Raw genomic sequence first — 18,963 nt, 5'->3', positions numbered from 1 at the left:
GTGCCGGACCTGGAGAAGCTGCGCGAGGCCGCGCGGCAGGAGGCCGAGATGTGCCTCTACTGCGGCTTCTGCGAGGCGGTGTGCCCGACCCTCAGCCACGGCCCTCACCGGGGCTACGGGCCCCGTGGCCGCCTGGCTGTGGCGGCGCGGCTCTTGGCCGGAGGGAGGGCTTCTGGGGAGGCCCTTGCCTCTATCTACTCCTGCCTCCTCTGCAGGGCCTGTACCCTGAGGTGCCCCGTCTCCATAGATGTGGCTGATATAATGCGTGTTGTACGTGTCCTCTACAGCTCTGGAGGGCTGGAGGGCGAGCGGCAGGTGGAGATACGGGTTAGGGGGTGAGCCCCGGGGTTGGATCTCCGCTCTGTGCTCTCAGCCATAGCTGAGACCACTCTACGCACCGGGCTGCCGGTGCCAGCGCCTCGGGAGGCTGTGTACCGGTGGGCCCAGCCCCTGGGCCTGCCGCGTAACGGCCGGGTATACCTCTACACCGGAGCCCTCTACCAGCTAGTCCCCTACATAAAGGCCTACGTCTCGCTGCTCGAGCAGCTCGGCAAGGGGGGCTCTAGGCTCGCGAAGCTCGCCTCCACGAGGCTGGCAGAGCTGGCAGCAAGGGTGGTGAGGCCCGATAGGCGGGAGAGCGAGCTTGTGGAGGGGATACTCTCCTCGATAGCCCGGCTCCTCTCGAGGGCTGGGGTCGAGTACGCCTATCTCTACGAGGACGACTTGTATAGCGGGGTGCTTCTCTACGACCTCGGGCTCGAGGAGGCGTTCAGGAAGCACGCGGCGAGAGTCTATGAAGCGTTGAGGAGGAGGGGCGCCGAGAAGCTGATAACGGTGGACCCTCACACCACCTATGTTATGCGCAGCGTCTACCCGGAGTACGTGGAGGGCTTCAGCATAGAGGTGGTTAACTACCTGGAGCTGCTTGCCGAGAGGCTCGGCTCCAAGCCGGCCCGAGCGCCTGGCAGCCTAGGCGCCATGGTCATTCACGATCCCTGCCTCTACGCCAGGGCGCTGGGCATAGTAGAGCAGCCTAGGCGCCTCCTGAAGGCTGCCGGGGTGGAGGTTCTCGAGCCGAGGAGAAGTGGGAGAATGACCTACTGCTGCGGGGGGCCTGTCGAGGCCCTCTCCCCCAGGCTAGCGCGGAGGATCGCTGAGGCAAGGCTCCGGGAGCTTAGGGAGAAGTCGGAGAGGGTGGTCACCTTATGCCCCATCTGCTATGCTAACCTCTCGAGGGTGGCCAGGGACGAGACTATAGTGGATATAGCGCTGGTGCTTGCCAAGGGCTTCCTCGGCGTCGATGGGGGTGCTGCAGCTGGTGAGTAGAGTCCTCCGCGAGGTCGAGGAGGCTCTCGAGGACGATTCGCTGAGGAGGGCCCTGGAGAGAGCGGCGGAGAATAATGAGAGGAACGTGGCCAGGGTGCTGGAGAGGCACCCGGAGGTAGAGCACCTAGCCAGAGAGGTTGAAGAGGCCAAGAAGAGCGTTATCGAGAGGCTAGACTACTATATAGATAAGGCTATGGAGAGCCTGCGGCGTGTCGGGGCCAGGCCGTACCTTGCCGAGACCCCGGAGGAGGCTAGGGAGATAGTTGCCGGCATAGTTGGGCGCGGGAAGCTAGTGGTTATGTCTAAGAGCATGGTTGCCGAGGAGCTAAGGCTCCGGGAGCACCTGGAAGCCCTTGGCAACAGGGTCTGGGAGACGGACCTGGGGCAGCTGCTCGTGCAGCTTGAGAACGGTAGGCCCATGCACACGATCGCCCCGGCGGTCCACATTAGCCGCGTGGAGGCGGCGAGACTGGTCTCTGAGCGGCTCGGGCTTGAGCTATCTTCCGGCAGCCCTGAGGAGATCGTTGAGGCTGTGCGCCGGTTTCTCCGGGAGAAGCTGGTGCATGCAGACGTGGGTATTACCGGCGCTAACGCGGTGGCCGCCGACACGGGCGCCGTGTTCCTAGTGGAGAACGAGGGCAACATTAGGATTGTATCCGGCCTCTCCAGGAAGCACGTAGTAGTTACGGGCGTCGACAAGATAATGCCAACCATACTGGATGCTTTCAAGGCTGTCCTGGTGCAGGCTGCCTATGCTGGCCTCTACCCGCCGACCTACGTGAACGTCACCGCTGGACCCAGCAGCACTGCCGACATTGAGCTCCACCGTGTCTATGGCGCCCAGGGGCCAAGGGAGGTTCACGTAGTGCTAGTTGACAATGGCAGGAGGAGGGCTGCAAGGCATCCGGTTCTCTCGGAGCAGCTGCGCTGCATCCGCTGCGGCAGGTGCCAGCTGGAGTGCCCGGTATGGCAGCAGTCTGCGAACCACTGGGGAGGAAGGGTCTATGGAGGCCCTATGGGGCTCGGCTGGACCGCCGTAACCGAGAGCCTTGAGGTGGCTGCCGAGGCTGCAATGCTCTGCCTCGGCTGTATGAGGTGCGACCTAGTCTGCCCCATGGAGATACCCTTGTCGAGGATAGCGGCTTGGCTGAAAAGGCAGTACACCAGGAGGATGGGGCTATCCGGGTGACCCTCGTGCGGCCTAGCAGGGTGTTCAGTGTAGACGAGTACGTCGCCTTCTCCTCAATGCCTGGACCCTGGGACCTACCATACATATCCAAGAGCTTCGACGTGGTTATAGCCGCTGTCGAGAAGCACGAGCTGGCATACGACCCGCGGGAGCTGCGGGTTGAGAGGTTCATCCACCTCCCGGTACCCGACTACATGGGGCCGAGCCTCTGGCAGCTCTACTATGCTGCAAAAACTGCTACGAAGATGGCCGAGGAGGGGAAGAGGGTCCTCATCCACTGCATGGGCGGTAGAGGTAGGAGCGCCACGCTGGCAGCAGGCTACCTCGTCTACCGCTACGGCTTCTCCGCCCGCCGCGCTATCATGACGGTTAGGAGGATACGGCCGGGGGCTGTCGAGTCGGCGTGGCAGAGGGGTGTGCTGAGAGCCTTCGAGGCCGCGCTTACCGTGGGGGAGGAGAGGCTTGAGCCGTTCTACGGGGACGGGGTGGCCGGGGATCTGCTCCGGCTGGCGGGCCAGGCGGCGGAGGCTATCACAGCCAGCGGCCTCGGCTCCATGGGGCTAGCCCTGGAGGTCGTGGAGGCTGCTCTAGCGGCGGGGAGGGCTGGGGCCGGCTCGGGCCGTGCAGCTACACTGGTTGGAAAGCTGCTCTCGGTTCTAGACTCCTCTAAGGCCTTTGCCGAGATAGATATAGTAGAGGACGAGGAGGGGTACACCCTCTACCTACGCTGCACCAGCTATACAGAGTTCTGCGACCTTCTGGCGGAGGATGTGCGTACCGCCCTATCGGGGCTGCTTAAGGCTGCTCTCCACGTCGAGGTTTCCTATGAGTAAGCTCTGCAGCCTAGTCAATCCTTAGCTGCTTCCTTGCGGTCCCACGGGGCTGGATGCAGGTAGCCCGTGCAAGCTGCAGTAATACCGACCTTGCAATCAGCTAATATACGTTAAACATGCTAGCCGCTGATGGCTGGCATACAGGGCTGAAGAGGGCAATTTTTAACTCCTGGTCCAATGTATAGCTGTACGTGGAGCGGTGGGAGTATGCTGTTACCCCCTCTGACCCTAGAGGCTAGAGTGCCGCGTAGGTTCAAGGAGCTAGCCGCAGCTGCGCAGGGCAAGCTAGGCGGCATATCCGGGCTAATAAAATTCTATAAGGATATGCTCTCGGGGGCCGCCGAGCCAGGGCAGCCTCCGAAGAAGGTCAGCGACATAGTCGGCGGTATTGTAAGGGTGGAGATGCTGGGAGAGAAGTACGTAGCGCTCAAGAACTTCGGTATGAACGACCTGCTCTACTACCTACGTATGATGCAGAGCTTCGGCCTGGTGAGGGTTATCGCCTACAGCGAGGCCCCGAGGAGGCTAAGCGACGTTGCACTTCAGAGGACGCTTCTAGGCGACACGGTGTTCAAGGCTGCCGACAGGCCAGAGGCTGCCGTGATGTTCGGCTTCTACATGGGCGTGGTGTTTGACACACCCGCCCGCCACACACTATTCGTAGGCAGCAATGCAGAGAGCATAATCGACATAGCTCTTGACGAGAAGTTCAGGAGTGCCAGCGCCTACAACACTGTGCTGAGCGGCCAGGTACTTCTCCGTGCGAGCGCCGAGCAGATGCTTGCCGGCGGCAGGGGCAGGCCATGGTACGAGCCCTTCAGCGATCTCAGCGGCATAGTGGCGCTGCTGGGTGCACTGCAGGCTGCCAAGATAAGGCCGTCCCCGGAGAAGATACTTGGCATAAGGATCCTTAGCAAGATAAAGAAGCAGGTGCTGAAGCTCGTAGACCCCTACGGCGACTACATGCTTGCCAGGGGTACCCTGGTGCTGGAGATAGACAAGCTAATCAACGAGCGCGAGGAGGACCCGCTGACTGGGGTGAAGTATGATAGCATAGGCGTCGGCATGGCTAAGGATGTGAGCTGGTTCCGCGGCAAGATACCGAGCAGGGCCTATAACGCGCTAGAAGCCATAGTAAAGGCCGTGAAGGAGAAGAGGGATGAGATAAAGGCTGAGCTGGACCAGCTCTTCAACCTAACCTTCGGCTTCGCCAAGCAGGGCAGCCAGTGAGGTCCAGGACAGCGGGCCTGGCGCAGCCTCCCCTCTCTTGTTTTATAGTTCCATGCCCCGGCTGTCCCGGGGCTCAATGTCTAGGGCGCTTATCCCCTTATTGGGCTGGATCTCGCGGAGTTGGCTCAAAGCTTAATTGTAATACCTTCGCCTCCTTCCCGCTATCCCAGGGAGCGCTTATCCTTGCGGAGCCTGCTGGATCTCGCCGCTGTGACGGAGACCGGGGCGATAGTGCTTGGAAGCCGGGTTGCTGTCGATGGTCATGCGCCGGGCTATGGTGTTAGGGTTGTGACGCACATACACCAGGACCATATTCTGGGGCTGAGGAGGAGCATACGGGAGGCATCGCTGATAGCTGCCACCCCGCTCACACTGGACCTGCTCGAGGCTGCTGGCTACAGGATACCGCCTAGCAAGAGGCTTTCCCTACCTTACCGGGTCCAGGTGTCCGTGGAGGGCGATGTGCTTTCTCTAAGAAGGGCTAACCATGTGCCTGGAGCCGCTGAGGTCTTGGTGGAGCTGGAGAACGGGGTACGGGTGGGCTATACCGGTGACTTCAAGCTGCCCGGTACCGAGGTGCTGAGCGATCTAGACGTGCTTGTCATAGATGCCACGTACGGGCTCGAGGACTGGGTCAGACCGTGGCAGGAGGAGATCGACCTGCTGTTAGCCGATGTGGTCCGGGAGGGGCTCTCCCACGGCCCCGTATACCTCTATGGCTACTATGGGAAGATCGAGGAGATAATGCTGCTGCTCCGCAACCAAGGGGTTGACGCACCCTTCCTTGTGAACCAGCGTGTTGGCCGCAGCGTCGAGGTTCTCGAACGTCATGGGTACCGCGTGGGCGACGTGGTGGTGGAGGGTACCCGGGAGGCCGTGGAGGTTAAGCGTAGCGGCTGGTACATAGGCTTTCGCCACTATAGTAGCTGGCGTAGGCGTAGATCGCTGCCTGGAGAGAACGGCGCGAGGCCTGTCCACGTACTGCTAACCGGCTGGGAGTTTAGGGAGCCTTTCCGGAGGCTGGGCCCGCGGGAGTTGGTAGTATCGTTCAGCGACCATGCTGACTTCAGGCAGCTGGTAAGCTACGTGGAGGAGGCCCGGCCGCGGCTGCTTGTCGCTGACAGCTATCGTGGGGGTAGGGCTGCCGCTTATTTCGCCTCCTACGTGTCTAAGCGTCTCGGAATACCAGCCGTGGCTCTGCCAGGGGGTGGAGTCGATGGCGTCTAGGGAGGATATGAGCCTGGAGAAGCTGGCTTGGCTTTCCCGCATAAGCCTCGGGGAGGAGGCTGAGGAGCTTAGGAGGCGTATAGAGAGGGCCAGGAGGCTGATAGACAAGCTTCTAGAGGCCAGGTTGGAGGGTGTTGAGCCTCTCTACCACTCTACCGGCAGCGAGGGGCTCCTCCGTGAGGACAAGCCATCTGGGAGCCTGGACCGGGAGAGGGCGCTCCTTAACGCTGCCAGGGTGGAGAAGGGGTTCGTGGTAGCTCCGAGAACTGTTGAGGAGTGAGGGGGCCTAACCCCTCGGGAGGCCAAGCCTCCTCTTTATCTCGCGTGCCGCCTCGGCAACGGTGTCCATGTCTCCGGGGCTCGATATGAGCAGGCCGTCCACGTAGCTCTTTACCTTCTCTGCAAACCTTATAGCCTCGTCCAGGCTATATATCGGCTGGTCTGCCAGCATCATCTTGAGCTTCTCGTAGTTCTTCTTACTAGCCACTATCACGTATGGGTAGAGCGTTTTCCCCAGGCTCCTGGCGAGCTTGCTAACCTCGGCCAGCCTCTCTATCGAGTAGTTTGCACGGAGCACTAGGTAGAAGCTGAGAGGGGCCTCGAGCCGCGAGCGGATGGCCTCCATGGGGTATCGCAAGCTAAGCATGGCACCAAGCCTCGGGGATCCATGCAGCCTCTTGGCTGCTATACTTGCAGCCTCCTCGACAGTCAGCTCCTCTACAGTGCCCCCTAGGGCTGGTCTGTCACCGCGAAGCAGTACAGCCTCCTCTACACCGGCGGCCCTTAGGCCGCCAAGTATGCTCAGCAGCCCTACAGTGTTGACATCCACTATCCGCACGTGGGGAACTACATCGATGAAGTACTTAGCCTTTATGTAGGCTGCTAGCACTGCTGCACTCGCTATAGGCCTTCCCATGGGGGCCTCAGGTATGTCTATAGCGTCCACTGCCTGAGCGAGCTTCTCTACGCGAAGCGCTAGCTTGTCGGGGTTCTTCGTGGGTTCAAGCTCTCCCAGCAGACGCATGTACCCCTCGCCTCCTGATGGCTCGATGCAGCCCAGGCACTGTCCCTGGCCCGCAGCCGCATTGGTCCTGCTCTAGCGAGAATCTAGCCGGCATTAGCCTCCTTATATCTTCCACCGGGGCTGGCGCAGCACCTAGGCCAGCCTGGCTCTGTCTCTAAGCTCTCTAACAGCCTCTGCCAGTCTCTTGGCCTTCTCCGGGTCTATGGGGTTAGCTGTCCTGCCACCATACTTTATTGACGAGCCTACTATGAACCCGTCCACTATGTTCCAGTATAGCTGTAGATTCTCCTGCCTCAGCCCGCTTCCAAGGAGGACTGGCTTCGGCGAGCCCCGCTTTATGAAGGCAACATACCCGGGATCTGGGGGCCTTGAGGTGGCCTGCCCGCTTGCTATAACTGCATCCATATAGCCTCTCTCCACACAGTCGCTAAGGACAGCGCCGAGGTCATAGCTTCCGAGAGGGTAGCTATGCTTTACATCTATGTCTGCGAAGACCATTATGTGTCTATCAAGCTGTTTTCTCATCTGCTCCACCTCCCTCGCCGCTGGGGCCAGAAGCCCCTCTGGCGAGAGCCTGGTGTCGCAGTAGGCGTTAAGCCTGATGAACCTGGCGCCGGTGGCATAGGCCACAGCAAGGGCTATGGAGGCGTTGTTTCGCAGCACGCTCAATCCTACGGGGAGCTTTGTTGATCTCACCACCTCCCTTGCCACGACACTGAGGACAGCGGTCAGCACGTCATCACGGCCTGCCACCGCGAAGGGCTTATCGCCGTAATTCTCTATTATAACTGCATCGAAGCCTGCCTCTTCGAGTTTGCCTGCCTCGTTAACCGTGTACTCGACCAGCCTCTCGACATCGCCATGGCCCCTGGGCGAGGAGGGTGTTGCGGGTAGATGCACTACTCCTATCAGCGGCTTGAAGCCGAGTACAGGTATTTTGAGCGGCTCAGCGCCATCCTCTCTCCGCACGGTTTTCGGCCCTCGACCTTTTTCATCACAGCACGTTGCTATAGGCTCTAATGGGCTCTAAATATATAAGGAGGCTCGGTGTCCCTGAACCCCCTATAGTGGCCTAGGGATGTGGATGCGCTGTCCCCAATGGGACCGTTGAAAGGATGACAGGCCTCCCCCTTTGCCGAAACCTCCCAATAAAAGTGGTTACTGGTTGCCGGAGCCAGGGCCGGTTGTTAGTCTCGTCCCCGCTATGCTACTTGCCCCCGACAACCTCCTTGAGTATTGATCTGACCTTGTCTTCGAGTCTCGACTCGGTTGTAGCCCCCATTATCACGTCGGCCACGTGGCCGTTTACGAATATTATTGTTGTAGGTATGTTTTCGACATTGTAGCGGTCAGCTATCTCGGGTAGCTTGTCTGTGTCAAGGTATGCGAAGAGTACCTTGCCGTTGTACTCCTCTATAAGGCGGCGTGCCACGCGCCGGAAGACTGGAGTGTAGGCCTTGCAGGGGTTGCACCAGGGCGCGGAGAACTCTACCACGGCTACTGGATACCTCTCTATCACCTTATCAAAGTCCTTCTCTATGTAGTAGAGGGGGTCTCCCAGATCCTGCTCTATGCGTCTTATCTTCTGCTCTACAAGCTTCCGCAGCTCTGCAGCTACCTCGTCTACGCTGCTCATCCGGTGCCACCCGCGCATCCTTTGCTGGCGGGGCCTACGTTTAATTGTGCTGCAGTGGCGGTCAATGCGGGCTATCTTATTTTGAAGTCTCCCGGGCAGCTTATGGTGCGGCGAGTCTAAGGCACGGGGGCGTTTGGGATGCGGGTCTTTGTGGACGAACTTGTTGTGTCTACGAGGCAGCGTTTTGAAGCGGTTGACATAACGTCTGAGGTTGAGCGCATTGTCTCTAAGTCTGGGATAAGGAACGGCATGTGTATGGTTTTCGTACCTCATGCTACGGCTGCCATAATAGCTAACGAGGCCGAGCCCGGGCTTCTCGAAGACTATATAGACCTTGTTAAGCAGCTCTTTAAGCCGGACTACAAGTGGAGGCATAACCGGATAGATAATAATGCCCATGCGCACCTCGCAGCCGCCGTGATAGGCCCCTCAAGGGTATTCCCGGTTGCCGGCGGGAGGCTTGTCCGCGGCACCTGGCAGAACATCCTTCTACTCGAGCTCGATGGCCCTAGGAGCAGGAGGGTTATCGTAGAGGTGCTGGGGGAGTAGGATCATTGCCCCGGAGGCCCCAACTATATGTCGCGGATCCAAGGGATATACGTGAAGGCCGTGTGACCGACATCTACTTCACGCGGACAAAGAGGATCCTGGAGGCTAAGGGTCTCTGCGACACGCTTGTCAGGGCAGAGTTCCACGCCTACAGCCTCCCTAAGGGCTATGAATGGGCGGTGCTGGCTGGGCTCGAGGAGGCACTTGCCATACTTGAAGGCAGGAATGTGGACGTCTACGCCATGAGGGAGGGTACGCTCTTCAAGCCCGTAGAGCCCATTATGGTTGTTGAAGGCCCCTACTGCGAGTTCGCAGAGCTGGAGACCGCTATACTAGGCGTTCTTAGGCACGAGTCTAGTGTAGCCACCAAGGCTGCCAGGCTCCGGCTGGCTGCGGGGGACAAGGCTCTACTCTTCTTCGGCCTGCGCTCCGCACACCCGGCTCTGGCTCCAATGCTTGATAGAGCCGCCTACATAGGCGGCTGTGACGCAGTATCTGGAACCATATCGCGCGAGATGCTCGGCCTAGAGCCTAAGGGAACCATGCCCCATGCACTCATCATAGTCTTCGGGGACCCTGTAAAGGCCTGGAAGGCTTTTGACGAGATCGTTGAGCCCGAGGTGCCCAGGATAGCTCTAGTCGACACATTCTACGATGAGAGGTATGAGGCACTGCTAGCAGCTAAGACTCTCGGAGATAAGTTGTTCGGCGTGAGGCTTGACACGCCGAGCAGCAGGAGGGGCAACATGCGGCGTATCGTTGAGGAGGTGCGCTGGACGCTCAATCTACATGGCTACAACAATGTTAAAATAATCGTCAGCGGTGGCCTCGATGAAAACGATATAATAGAGCTTAGGGATGTAGCCGACGGCTTCGGCGTAGGCACCTCAATAGCCTTCCCGCCCAGCATAGATATAAGCATGGACATTGTAGAGGTTAAGAGGGGCGACAAGTGGATACCCATAACGAAACGCGGTAAGCTACCTGGAATGAAGCAGGTATACCGCTGCAAGCCGCTCAATGATACCATAGTGCCCTGGGGGCAGAAGCCGGAGAAAAACTGCGGCGATGGATCTGAGCCTAAACCGCTCCTAGAGAAGATCATGGAGAAAGGCGAGCTGCTGACAGAGGTACCGAGCCTTGATGAGATAAGGAACTATGTACTATCGCAGCTTAAGGAGCTGGGCGAGAGCTATACCAGCCCTAGCACCAAGCAGCATTAGGGCCCTAATTGCGTCCAGCCTGTGCTCCCTCACGAACCCATATCCTATATTAATGACCTTGCATGCACCGTTACCGCTATCAAGCAATCTCTCTATATCGATGACAACTGTACCGCTGTTGAGTGGTTTACCATAGCATAGCACTATGCACTCATAGCTGCATCCTAGATACATGCGCTTCCTATCTAGGAGGCCTACGTTTACCTTACTCTCGGTAGGCCCAAAGAGCCTTAGGTTCCTCACGCCCCTAGCGTCTCTCAGTGTAAGCTCCACCGGCCCCCCAGGTACACGCAGAGGGAGTCTAGGCCCCGCTTCAACAACCACATCCAATCCATTAACTCTGGCTGCAAGGTAGCCAGGCCTGCTAAGCTCCATCACTATATACAAGCGGCCCCTTCTAATATCTATGTCGAACCTCTCTATGGATCCTAGTACATCCTCCAATGGCTTGACAAGCCGCGCTTCCGTCTTGAGCAATATGCCGTTGTCGTTTACACCAACTACTCCTATATTATCACTGTTGACTAGATCCTCCACCGGGACCAAGGCGCTGTAGAGCCTGGCATGCTTCTGTGCAGACTTTACTCTAGCCTTTACAAACCGGGGAAGCACTAGCAGCTTGTAGAGCTCCATGTTAGTATCAACCCTAAACACAACCTCGACAATGTCTAGACCGCGTGGAACAACCTCCATCACTGTAACTTCTAGGGATAACTGGTGCTCACGTATTCTCTCGATCTCTGCCAGGGCTCCAGTGGCGTTTTCCCGCAGAGCAATCCTGGAAGCGTTTGGCCTAAACCCGAGCACATAGACTACATGAAATAAATTATTGTCCTCATGGAGCGTTAGTGGCTCTACCCTATTGTCTCCCACCAGCAGCTCTATGCTCTCTACACTATCTATTCCCACTAGTTTGCCCCAAGCCTCGAGTATTGATTGCCCGCAATAATTCTCTCTTAGGCAGAGAGTTCCGCTATTAGTTGTCCATAGCCTCGCTCCCTCAAGCCTAATCTCAGCATCAACCAATTTACCAAAGATCTCACTCTCCATTATAGAAACTAGGTTGCTGACGCCGCTCTCTCCCAGCTTTCCTGCACCCACAGCCCTGCTAAGCCGCCGTGAGCTGGGGGAAACCTCAAACAGTATTGACGAGACCCTACCCAGCTCTATAATAGAGACCTCATTATCCCTCGTTACGACCACGTAGGGAAACACGACAACAGCCTTATGGAGAGCCAGCGCCCTCTTGACGAGATTCAGCGCGTATGATGCTAGAGCGCTAGACCCGCCCATTATACGCCCATCACAGTCAAGTATGCTGTACCCCTCATAGGAGGGTATGGGGGAGGCATCTCGGCAGCGCACGAGCGGCTTTATGCCGCCCAGCTTATCCACAAGATATACAACATTATCGTTAGTATTGTAGAGGAGCACATCACCATCCATGCTGTAGCCTAGGGGCTCTAAGCTGCGCTCCACCGAGGGCACGTCGACAAAGCCTGCCGCGGGATTTACGAGGCGCACATAATCCTGGAAGAATAACGCTACCACGCCATTCCTATATTTCACGAGGCCCGGTTTCTCGCCTATTCTCAAATGCATAAACGAGCTAAGTGTGTCGAGTATGAGGAGGTACTCGCCCGCACGCTTATAGAGCACAAAGCTTGATACTAGATCAGATCCCTGGGTCACAACGTTGGCCTTGCTTATGCTATCCCATCTTTTACATCCGCTTGCACGGAAGAGGACCAGGAGATTTTGACTAAAGAGTCCTCTACGCTCATATATTATGGCGTGAGGGCCCTCCGCTATAACTTTAGACTCGCTATCGCCCGGCCTACAGCCACTAAAGCTATCTCCAATGGAGACCGTCTGCCCATCTATTAGGGGGACCAGCACGCTGTCATTGTTATTGCAGCTTAGTTTGAGGAGCCTCTCGTTGCCGCCTACAACTACTAGCCTCTGTGGAATACACCGCTGCAGGTTACCAAAGCTGTTATGCTGCCCTCCAATGGATATGCTCCTAATGGCAAAGGGCATAACCAGCATGTAGTATCTTCTAGTGTCCATAGACCCCTGGTTTCTCGCGTAGCCCTGGCCGGTCACCGTTAGAGGGGGTTGGCCGGAGCTAAGGCAGGCCGGCAGGACTGTGGGGATCTGCTAGGGGGAGGTTGGCCGGTGTAGAAGGAGTGGCGGCGGGGGCCCGCTCTCTGCGGGCTGTGGTAGCGGGGGGTGGATTTGAACCACCGACCTCGGGGTTATGAGCCCCGCGGGCTACCAGGCTACCCTACCCCGCTATGCTACCCCGCCATCCGCCATGTTACTTCTTCACGGGTCCCCGCTCTACTTATAAGCTTTACGGGCTTACCTTGTTAGCCCGGCAGCCACTGCACCCGGGAGGGGATGACTGGCCTCCCCGCAGCAGGGCCGACCCATAGGTGGGGAGAGGGTGAGCTGGAAGGACCCCACAACCCGCAGGGACATTGCATACCTACTCCTGACAATAGTCCCTCCAGGCTACACGATAACCTATAATGCTCTAGCCCAGTTGTTAGGTACCTCACCCAGGGCTGTGGGAGCATATATGAGGGCAAATAGGGACCTCATAGTAGTGCCCTGCCACCGCGTAGTAGCGAAGAGGAGGCTGGGTGGATTCAGCAAGGGCATCGACTTCAAGAAGAAACTCCTAAAAATAGAGGGCGCACTTGACGGGAAAGCCCGGCCCAGGAACGTTATAGACTCGCCCAGCGAGTTCTGGCAGGTTGCAGAGAAGCATGGGAGAGGCATTGAAGTAGACCTTGATGACCCATGAAGGGTAAAGGTACAGAGCGTCAGGGGCCGTGCGCTGGACCTCCCTCCTCAGACCACAGGGAACTCATCATGCTCCAGGCATGGTCAGCTAGGTGTTGGCTCAGCATAGCGATGATGACGACCTTTGGGCCCGACCCCCCTTAGCAGGCAGTCCACTAGGCCTGGGGGGTGAAGAGGCTGGCGGAGCACTGATCCAGACTAGGAGGGGTTCGGCCCTGGCCACTTCCCTCACCGCCAACTCGGTCAAAGGGTGTGCACCACATCCCCCACGGCGGAGACTAGAAGCACCCCGGACCCGCCATTTAAAGAATAGCCGCCCAGGGGTTTGCCTGTCCAGCTAAGCCTATTAGAGTAGCAGAAGTCGATCAAACCCCAGCCTACGGGGGCTAGAAATGGCACAGCTAGAGTTCAAGCCCAGGACAGTACGCGGCAAGAGGTGGAAGTACAGGATAGACGACTTCCCAGAGCCCTACCGCACGCTCTACAGGATACTCGAAAGGCAGGGCTACATTATAGTCGGGCGCCACAGCGTCGTCAAGAAGTGCCACTGGACCCATGCGGCTCTAGTGGAGAACAGGTTCTGCTACAAGTGCAAGTTCTATGGCATCGAAAGCCACCGGGACGTACAGATGAGCCCTGCAGCGCTATGGTGCTGGAACGCATGCCTACACTGCTGGAGGCTGAGGCCCACCGACACCCTCAAATGGGACGACACCAAGCTGCCATGGGTGGATGACCCCGACCTCATAGCCGAGGGCAGCATTGAGGCACACCGCGAGTCGCTCATGGGCTACTGGGGCCATCCAAAGTTCAACGAGAGAATGAAGCGCATGCTTGAGGAGGCAATGAACCCTGTACACGTGGCCATAAGCCTCACCGGCGAGCCTGCCCTCTACCCGAGGCTCGGCGAGCTTATACAAGAGTACCACAAACGTGGCATGACGACATTCCTCGTCACACGTGGAGTCCGCCCCGACGTTCTTGCAAACCTGGAGGAGGAGCCCTCCCAGCTCTACATAAGCATAGAGGCCTGGGACAAGAGCAGCTATAACAAGTTTAACAAGCCTCTTGTACCCAGAGCCTGGGAGCTAACACTCAAGACGCTAGAGCTCCTGCCAAGCTTCTCAAGCCCCACTGTGATAAGGTTCACGCTAGTTAGGAGCTTCAATATGCATGAAGATGCCTTGAAGGCCTGGGCTAAGATGGTTGAGATAGCGCAGCCCACCTATGTGGAGTTCAAGTCCTACATGCATGTCGGCGCGGCCAGGAACAGGCTCAGCCGTACTGATATGCTGCGCCACTTGGAGATCCTAGCCTTCGCCAAGAAGTTCGCCGATATGACAGGCTACAAAGTAATATCACAGCAGATAGAGAGTAGAGTGGTTCTCCTATCGAGGATCGACAAGCCGATAAGGCTTGGCAAGGGCTGCCAAGGCGAGATAGAGAAGGAGAAGGACCGGCTAGAGGAGATGCTAGAGGCGCTAAAGAAGAACCCAAGCCTCGACGAGACCGAGTACCGGATGGTCCTCGAACAGAAGATTTAACCCACAACCCCCAATGGTTTCTAGGCGGGCTCCTTACTAGCCTCCTTACCCTCAACCCTGCCTGCAAGACCGTAACGCACTATGTATTCGTAGAGCTTACGCGCCTTGCGCGTATAGAGCCTCACCCTGCTGCCCTTAGGATACCTTATCTCGACATAGTTCTTTGACTCGTTCAGCTTGACCTCGCTTCCCTCCGGCAGGGGGAACCCGATGACCTGGCCCATGGAGCCCTTCATAACTATACCCTTCTCTGTCACGCGGAAACCGTGAGGCACTAGCGGTGGCTGCTTCACACCGCCTCCCACCATGAGCTTTCTGGAGGCCTGGCTCAGCAGGAACATCGCCTCGAATACTAGTAGCCAGAAGACGAAGCCTGCGAGAACCCCGTGTATGCCAATAGAGTTTAGGTTAGCAACTGCCTCATCATGATACGCTGCCGCCGCCCTGAAGAGGATGTAGTAGATGGGGAGTAGTAGGAGCATTATCATCATTGACTTAGCCTGGCCGGCGTAGAGCCTTATGAGGTCCTCATCCTCCATCGCTATCTCAAAGGCCTTATCCTCCTTCATAAGAGTCCTCGCCTTCACCACCTCCTCTCTCGGTACCTTGCCGGAGACCCCCCGGGCTGAATACATGCCCAGCGCCATTATGGCCACTATGTAGACTATGAATACAAGCCAGTAGTAGTGAGGCGCTATGGCTATGACTAGGGAGAGCACTGCTAGATAAAGCTGGCCTATGAGCATCATGGCACGCTCCGAGAGCAAACCCACCCACCTTTATTACCTCGGGCTACAGGCTTCACCCATGAAGTCGGTATGAGCCCCCTTGATCCACCCGGGCTACGAGAAGTGGGCCCCTAATAAGGCCAGGGGACTGTGGCTACCCAACACGGGAAGGCCTCCGACGTGATGAATAGAGCCGGGCCGAGCCCGCTGGCGAGGAACCTGGAGCTGAGGGCCACGCTCTCGAAAGCCTTGCAGGTGATGTAGGCGTCCTACGCCGAGGGCTATGAGGAGAAGGCTGAGCGCTGACCACCCTCCCCGGGGAGGCTCGAGACGAGGCCTCAAGCGTGGACGGGCCCTGGCATCCCCCGCCCCGGAGGGTGGGCGGGGTTCACTAGGCCTGCGTGACGCATCATCGGCCGCTAGAGGCTAGACACTACGATAACCCTATAAAGCCGCCCGCCGGGCCTCCTAGCCATACTACATGGTGCCGCCGTAGCTCAGCGGTAGAGCACCGGCCTCGTAAGCCCCGCTGGGGTCCAGGAGCCGCGGGTTCCGAGGGAGCCGGGGGTCCCGGGTTCGAATCCCGGCGGCGGCTCCAGTCGCGGGCCTTCCCCAACCCACCATCCGGCTCCATACCCTCATGTTCATGTCCCTCCCTAATTTTCCTAACACTTTATTGATAATTCGCTAACCTAGGATAATAACGTTTATAATGTATATCCGTTACTATGTTCTCCTCCCCTCTTTTCATGGGATGATGTAATGGTTAGGGAGGTTAGGGTTTTAGCTGTTGAGGATAGGTCTTGGTGGATGCAGCCTCTCTTCAGCTTCCCGTTTATTGGAGGCCTGAGCGCTAGGCAGTTGCTAATCATTGTTTCATCATTATATCAGCATCACTATCGATAGGTGGCGGGTTGAGGTTTGGGGAAGTAGCTGTTATCGTGCTTGTATCAGGCTTCGTAGGTCTGGGTATTGCGAAAAAGCCTGTTAAATCAGTGCTTCCCGAGAAACAGTTTCTAGTGTTTCTTACAGGCAGGCATAGGCCTAGGATTAGCCGAGGAGCTGGCTAATGTGTGGGAGGTTACAGGACTAGATCTGGGGTCTAGGAAGCCTATACCATTAAGTTACATAGAAGTATTCAAATGGGATCCCTTCACAGACACATTCTCTCCCAGCACTCCCGAAGAAGTATTGGAGAAAAGCCACAGGCTTAAACAAATAGCTGAGGCAAACGGTTTAACTCGGAAAGAGTTGCTTGAGCCATTATTGCTCCTGCCAAGATTATTAGCCCAAGCCTCTTCTTAGCCCTAGCCTGTTCTTCTGGTGTATCCGCTGTGGCAAGCTGGATCCCGGTGCAGATCATTCCGCCTATTAAAACTGCTATGCCTAGATACTGCAGGAGCCCTAGGATCTTGTCAACCATTGTAACAAGCTCCTCAGGCGGCTGAGTCTCATCCTGAGCATACACTATACTAGGCAGAATCACAGATAGCCATACCGGAAAAAGCTTGGCAATAGCGCGCATCCGCCTGCTAAACCCGGTAAATTAAACACATATCTAACACCACAAAGAAACACGTGGTAAAACATAGTTACATATAAATGAAGAAGCGTTTATCTTTCTTAGAAAGTTATCTGGGCTCTTTGATGAGTAGAGGTTTACATTTTAAAACGAGCAATTGGCTGGGATTGTGTTTTCATATGCGTCTATACTTGAGTGTATCTAGTAGAAGTTTGAGTATGAATGTTGCCAGTCCTATAAGTGATTCTACTTGATATAGTGTTAGTGCTGGACCGGGTGCTAGATGGGGTTGTGTGGGTTCAGGGCCTCTTGTTGAAATTGTCTTGACATTGGTAAAAACTTCTGTCACGAGCTTAGCTAATAGCTCGTTTCCTTGGAATAGTTCTTTAAGCTTTTCCTTAACTAGCATGCATCCTCCATTTTGGCTCCTAGTAGCGAGTTTTAAGGGTTCCAACGCATAGCAGGCTTCTATGAGGGCATTCCTAAGAGCTGTTAATGGTGGTCCAATACTAAGAGTCTCATATATAGCCTCTCTAGCTCGCTTTAGCGACTTAATAGCATTAATAAAGCGCTGTAAGGACTCCTCCGGCTCTGGTAATGGCCCTGGTAATGGGAGCTCTAGCAATACATAGTTTCCAAGTCCTAGTGCGGGGGCAAAATCTCTAACCCATCTAGGACCCTCAATTGTAATAGGTGTCTCATATTCGCTATATACAGTATTGTTTATACCCAGTAATTTTAATTTGTTTATACCCAGTAATGGTTTTCCGGCTTTTAACATTACAGCATCATTTGGGAGCCCGGCTAAACGAAAATCCTTTCCCACCCTATATATGTCGTCTGGATGATGAACCGTACTGTAAAGTACTATAAATCTTATTTTAAGCTTCAATTCAACTCTATGATACTTGTTTATTCTCCTCCTCTCCTCAATATAGTTTATAGATTTAGGATCTAGTAATGCTTTGCCTCCGAGGATCAGAGTATGCTTGAGATCTCTGGGATACTTCTCCCCGTAATCTACTATTATTTGTGGAGGAAATGATGTACCGCTGAATGAAACCTTGTCAAGAATGATTCGTGTCAGAAATTTTTCATCATCAGAATATAGTGCGCCATCTACTGGAATATAAATCCCTCTACCAGCATCAAATCCTTCAACACGGACATTAAACATGAGGCATGGAGCTATTGTGTCTCTGCAGGGTTCCACGTTGGTAGAGGTAATCTTAGGTGATTCCAACTCCATCGCCCACTGCATTTTAGGGGAACCCCGGTTCCCCTATTATTTTTATTTGCAGGGGCTGAAATAGCACGAAAGCCCCCGACCATCCTCACCACAAATTTGTGGCTCAACTGTTTAGGGGGCTCCAACGCATCTTGAACCCCCAACCAAAGGAAACCCTCTCTATACTCCTTATTGTTTAGGGGAGGCTTCACAGCTCCTCCCAGCCCCCTTAGGAAGGCTGAGAACCGGGGAGTTCTCATCTATGATACAAGTCTCCATGAGCATGGAGAAGGCGAGTAGTTTCCTCCCCAACTATAAGGCTCTCTAAGACTATTCCGCTATGGGATTATGGAAGAAGCTGGTAGTATATATTGCTTAGAGACATTATTCTGGCTGGTTTTATAAAGTATTACCACTATATTCTCTCATAGGAGGTGATATAGTGTTTATGCCTATATTATCCGTTACACGTATCGGTAAATACTATAGAACCACTGTTCCACGTGAAGTAAGGAAGCTTCTAGACCTTCATGAGAATGATGAAATAGAATGGGTTTTCGAAGAAGGAAGAATAGTTGTTGGGAAGGCTGGGAGCCATGGTTAAATGCCCATACTGTGGATACGAAGTAGACATCTCCAAGTTTAAACTGTTAAAAGAGCCGCGGAGGTTTAGATTTTACACGGTTAGAATACTTGAATGCCCCAAATGCCGTAGCGAATTCAACTACTACTATGGCATAAGCCCTCATGGTAAAGTATCAGAGTTTACTACTCTATTAGAATATGTCCTAGGCGGAGAAAAAGTTATAAAAATATAAAAGCATTGTAGGTGACTTGTGTGAGCAGGGAGGGGGAGATCAGGTTTGCTCCTGATCTATGGTATAAGTTGAAGA

The 18,963-nt window shown here is 55.6% G+C and carries 20 protein-coding genes and 2 tRNA genes; 14 read left to right on the top strand and 8 right to left on the bottom strand.

Annotated elements, in window-relative coordinates; translation table 11 throughout:
- The 7 genes from ACZ42Y_RS05635 to gatC all read left to right on the top strand — a co-directional run bounded on the left by ACZ42Y_RS05635 (position 1) and on the right by gatC (position 6,085).
- Entirely contained in the window at positions 1-339 is a 339-nt protein-coding gene (locus ACZ42Y_RS05635) for a 4Fe-4S dicluster domain-containing protein (protein WP_236698145.1), read from the top strand.
- Positions 340-348: 9 nt separating this feature from the next.
- A complete protein-coding gene (locus tag ACZ42Y_RS05630; RefSeq protein WP_464735249.1) occupies positions 349-1,326 on the top strand; it encodes a (Fe-S)-binding protein in 978 nt (325 codons plus the stop codon).
- Positions 1,319-2,515, top strand: a complete 1,197-nt coding sequence (locus ACZ42Y_RS05625) for a lactate utilization protein B (protein WP_236698146.1) — start codon at positions 1,319-1,321, stop codon at positions 2,513-2,515. The genes ACZ42Y_RS05630 and ACZ42Y_RS05625 overlap by 8 nt, the downstream gene beginning before the upstream one ends.
- Positions 2,516-2,520: 5 nt before the next feature.
- Positions 2,521-3,348, top strand: a complete 828-nt coding sequence (locus ACZ42Y_RS05620; protein ID WP_464735248.1) for a protein-tyrosine phosphatase family protein — start codon at positions 2,521-2,523, stop codon at positions 3,346-3,348.
- Between the two features lie 240 nt (positions 3,349-3,588).
- Positions 3,589-4,578: a hypothetical protein gene (locus ACZ42Y_RS05615; protein WP_464735247.1), complete on the top strand. Its 990-nt coding sequence runs from the start codon at positions 3,589-3,591 to the stop codon at positions 4,576-4,578.
- 183 nt (positions 4,579-4,761) lie between these two features.
- Positions 4,762-5,805: an MBL fold metallo-hydrolase gene (locus ACZ42Y_RS05610; protein ID WP_236698148.1), complete on the top strand. Its 1,044-nt coding sequence runs from the start codon at positions 4,762-4,764 to the stop codon at positions 5,803-5,805.
- Positions 5,795-6,085 carry an Asp-tRNA(Asn)/Glu-tRNA(Gln) amidotransferase subunit GatC gene (gene gatC, locus ACZ42Y_RS05605; protein ID WP_058370896.1) on the top strand — a complete coding sequence of 97 codons (291 nt, stop codon included), beginning with the start codon at positions 5,795-5,797 and terminating at the stop codon, positions 6,083-6,085. The genes ACZ42Y_RS05610 and gatC overlap by 11 nt, the downstream gene beginning before the upstream one ends.
- A gap of 6 nt (positions 6,086-6,091) precedes the next feature.
- Here the strand turns inward: gatC and ACZ42Y_RS05600 are convergent, their stop codons facing one another.
- From ACZ42Y_RS05600 to ACZ42Y_RS05590, 3 genes are all read right to left on the bottom strand, one after another.
- Positions 6,092-6,829, bottom strand: coding sequence for a methylenetetrahydrofolate reductase (locus tag ACZ42Y_RS05600; protein WP_058370897.1), 738 nt, complete (start codon positions 6,827-6,829; stop codon positions 6,092-6,094).
- 132 nt (positions 6,830-6,961) lie between these two features.
- Positions 6,962-7,798 carry a BtpA/SgcQ family protein gene (locus ACZ42Y_RS05595; protein ID WP_058370898.1) on the bottom strand — a complete coding sequence of 279 codons (837 nt, stop codon included), beginning with the start codon at positions 7,796-7,798 and terminating at the stop codon, positions 6,962-6,964.
- A gap of 238 nt (positions 7,799-8,036) precedes the next feature.
- Positions 8,037-8,465 carry a thioredoxin family protein gene (locus tag ACZ42Y_RS05590; RefSeq protein ID WP_464735246.1) on the bottom strand — a complete coding sequence of 143 codons (429 nt, stop codon included), beginning with the start codon at positions 8,463-8,465 and terminating at the stop codon, positions 8,037-8,039.
- A gap of 138 nt (positions 8,466-8,603) precedes the next feature.
- Here ACZ42Y_RS05590 and ACZ42Y_RS05585 point away from each other — a divergent pair, with 138 nt between their 5' ends.
- Entirely contained in the window at positions 8,604-9,014 is a 411-nt protein-coding gene (locus ACZ42Y_RS05585) for a secondary thiamine-phosphate synthase enzyme YjbQ (RefSeq protein ID WP_058370900.1), read from the top strand.
- Positions 9,015-9,019: 5 nt separating this feature from the next.
- Complete coding sequence (locus ACZ42Y_RS05580; RefSeq protein WP_464735245.1) at positions 9,020-10,237, top strand: nicotinate phosphoribosyltransferase; 1,218 nt, start codon at positions 9,020-9,022, stop codon at positions 10,235-10,237.
- Here the strand turns inward: ACZ42Y_RS05580 and ACZ42Y_RS05575 are convergent.
- Positions 10,178-12,343: a hypothetical protein gene (locus ACZ42Y_RS05575; RefSeq protein ID WP_464735244.1), complete on the bottom strand. Its 2,166-nt coding sequence runs from the start codon at positions 12,341-12,343 to the stop codon at positions 10,178-10,180. The genes ACZ42Y_RS05580 and ACZ42Y_RS05575 overlap by 60 nt on opposite strands.
- Positions 12,344-12,457: 114 nt before the next feature.
- Positions 12,458-12,534, bottom strand: a tRNA-Met gene (locus tag ACZ42Y_RS05570).
- Between the two features lie 152 nt (positions 12,535-12,686).
- Here ACZ42Y_RS05570 and ACZ42Y_RS05565 point away from each other — a divergent pair.
- Both ACZ42Y_RS05565 and twy1 read left to right on the top strand, forming a co-directional pair.
- Complete coding sequence (locus ACZ42Y_RS05565) at positions 12,687-13,049, top strand: MGMT family protein (RefSeq protein ID WP_464735243.1); 363 nt, start codon at positions 12,687-12,689, stop codon at positions 13,047-13,049.
- 391 nt (positions 13,050-13,440) lie between these two features.
- On the top strand, positions 13,441-14,592 hold the full coding sequence (twy1, locus tag ACZ42Y_RS05560; protein ID WP_464735242.1) for a 4-demethylwyosine synthase TYW1: 1,152 nt from the start codon (positions 13,441-13,443) through the stop codon (positions 14,590-14,592).
- Positions 14,593-14,612: 20 nt separating this feature from the next.
- On the opposite strand, the gene ACZ42Y_RS05555 is transcribed toward twy1, so the two are convergent.
- Positions 14,613-15,359, bottom strand: coding sequence for a DUF2208 family protein (locus ACZ42Y_RS05555; RefSeq protein WP_464735241.1), 747 nt, complete (start codon positions 15,357-15,359; stop codon positions 14,613-14,615).
- 447 nt (positions 15,360-15,806) lie between these two features.
- Here ACZ42Y_RS05555 and ACZ42Y_RS05550 point away from each other — a divergent pair.
- A tRNA-Thr gene (locus ACZ42Y_RS05550) sits at positions 15,807-15,918 on the top strand.
- A 612-nt stretch (positions 15,919-16,530) separates the two neighbouring features.
- Here the strand turns inward: ACZ42Y_RS05550 and ACZ42Y_RS05545 are convergent.
- Positions 16,531-16,845 (bottom strand): TrbC/VirB2 family protein, encoded by a 315-nt coding sequence (locus tag ACZ42Y_RS05545; RefSeq protein ID WP_058370906.1) that lies wholly within the window; start codon positions 16,843-16,845, stop codon positions 16,531-16,533.
- Between the two features lie 172 nt (positions 16,846-17,017).
- The gene (locus tag ACZ42Y_RS05540; RefSeq protein WP_464735240.1) at positions 17,018-18,103 is read right to left on the bottom strand and encodes a hypothetical protein; all 1,086 of its coding nucleotides are present in this window, start codon (positions 18,101-18,103) and stop codon (positions 17,018-17,020) included.
- A gap of 415 nt (positions 18,104-18,518) precedes the next feature.
- Between ACZ42Y_RS05540 and ACZ42Y_RS05535 the strand changes: the two genes are divergently transcribed.
- The gene (locus tag ACZ42Y_RS05535) at positions 18,519-18,674 is read left to right on the top strand and encodes an AbrB/MazE/SpoVT family DNA-binding domain-containing protein (protein ID WP_168371299.1); all 156 of its coding nucleotides are present in this window, start codon (positions 18,519-18,521) and stop codon (positions 18,672-18,674) included.
- The gene (locus ACZ42Y_RS05530) at positions 18,649-18,888 is read left to right on the top strand and encodes a hypothetical protein (RefSeq protein WP_236698150.1); all 240 of its coding nucleotides are present in this window, start codon (positions 18,649-18,651) and stop codon (positions 18,886-18,888) included. Before ACZ42Y_RS05535 ends, ACZ42Y_RS05530 begins: the two co-directional genes overlap by 26 nt.
- The last annotated feature ends 75 nt before the right edge of the window (positions 18,889-18,963 follow it).

The sequence above is a fragment of the Pyrodictium brockii genome, from assembly GCF_055379715.1.
The sequence above is the reverse complement of the archived record's forward strand: the minus strand, read 5'-3'. Positions and strand labels throughout refer to the sequence as shown.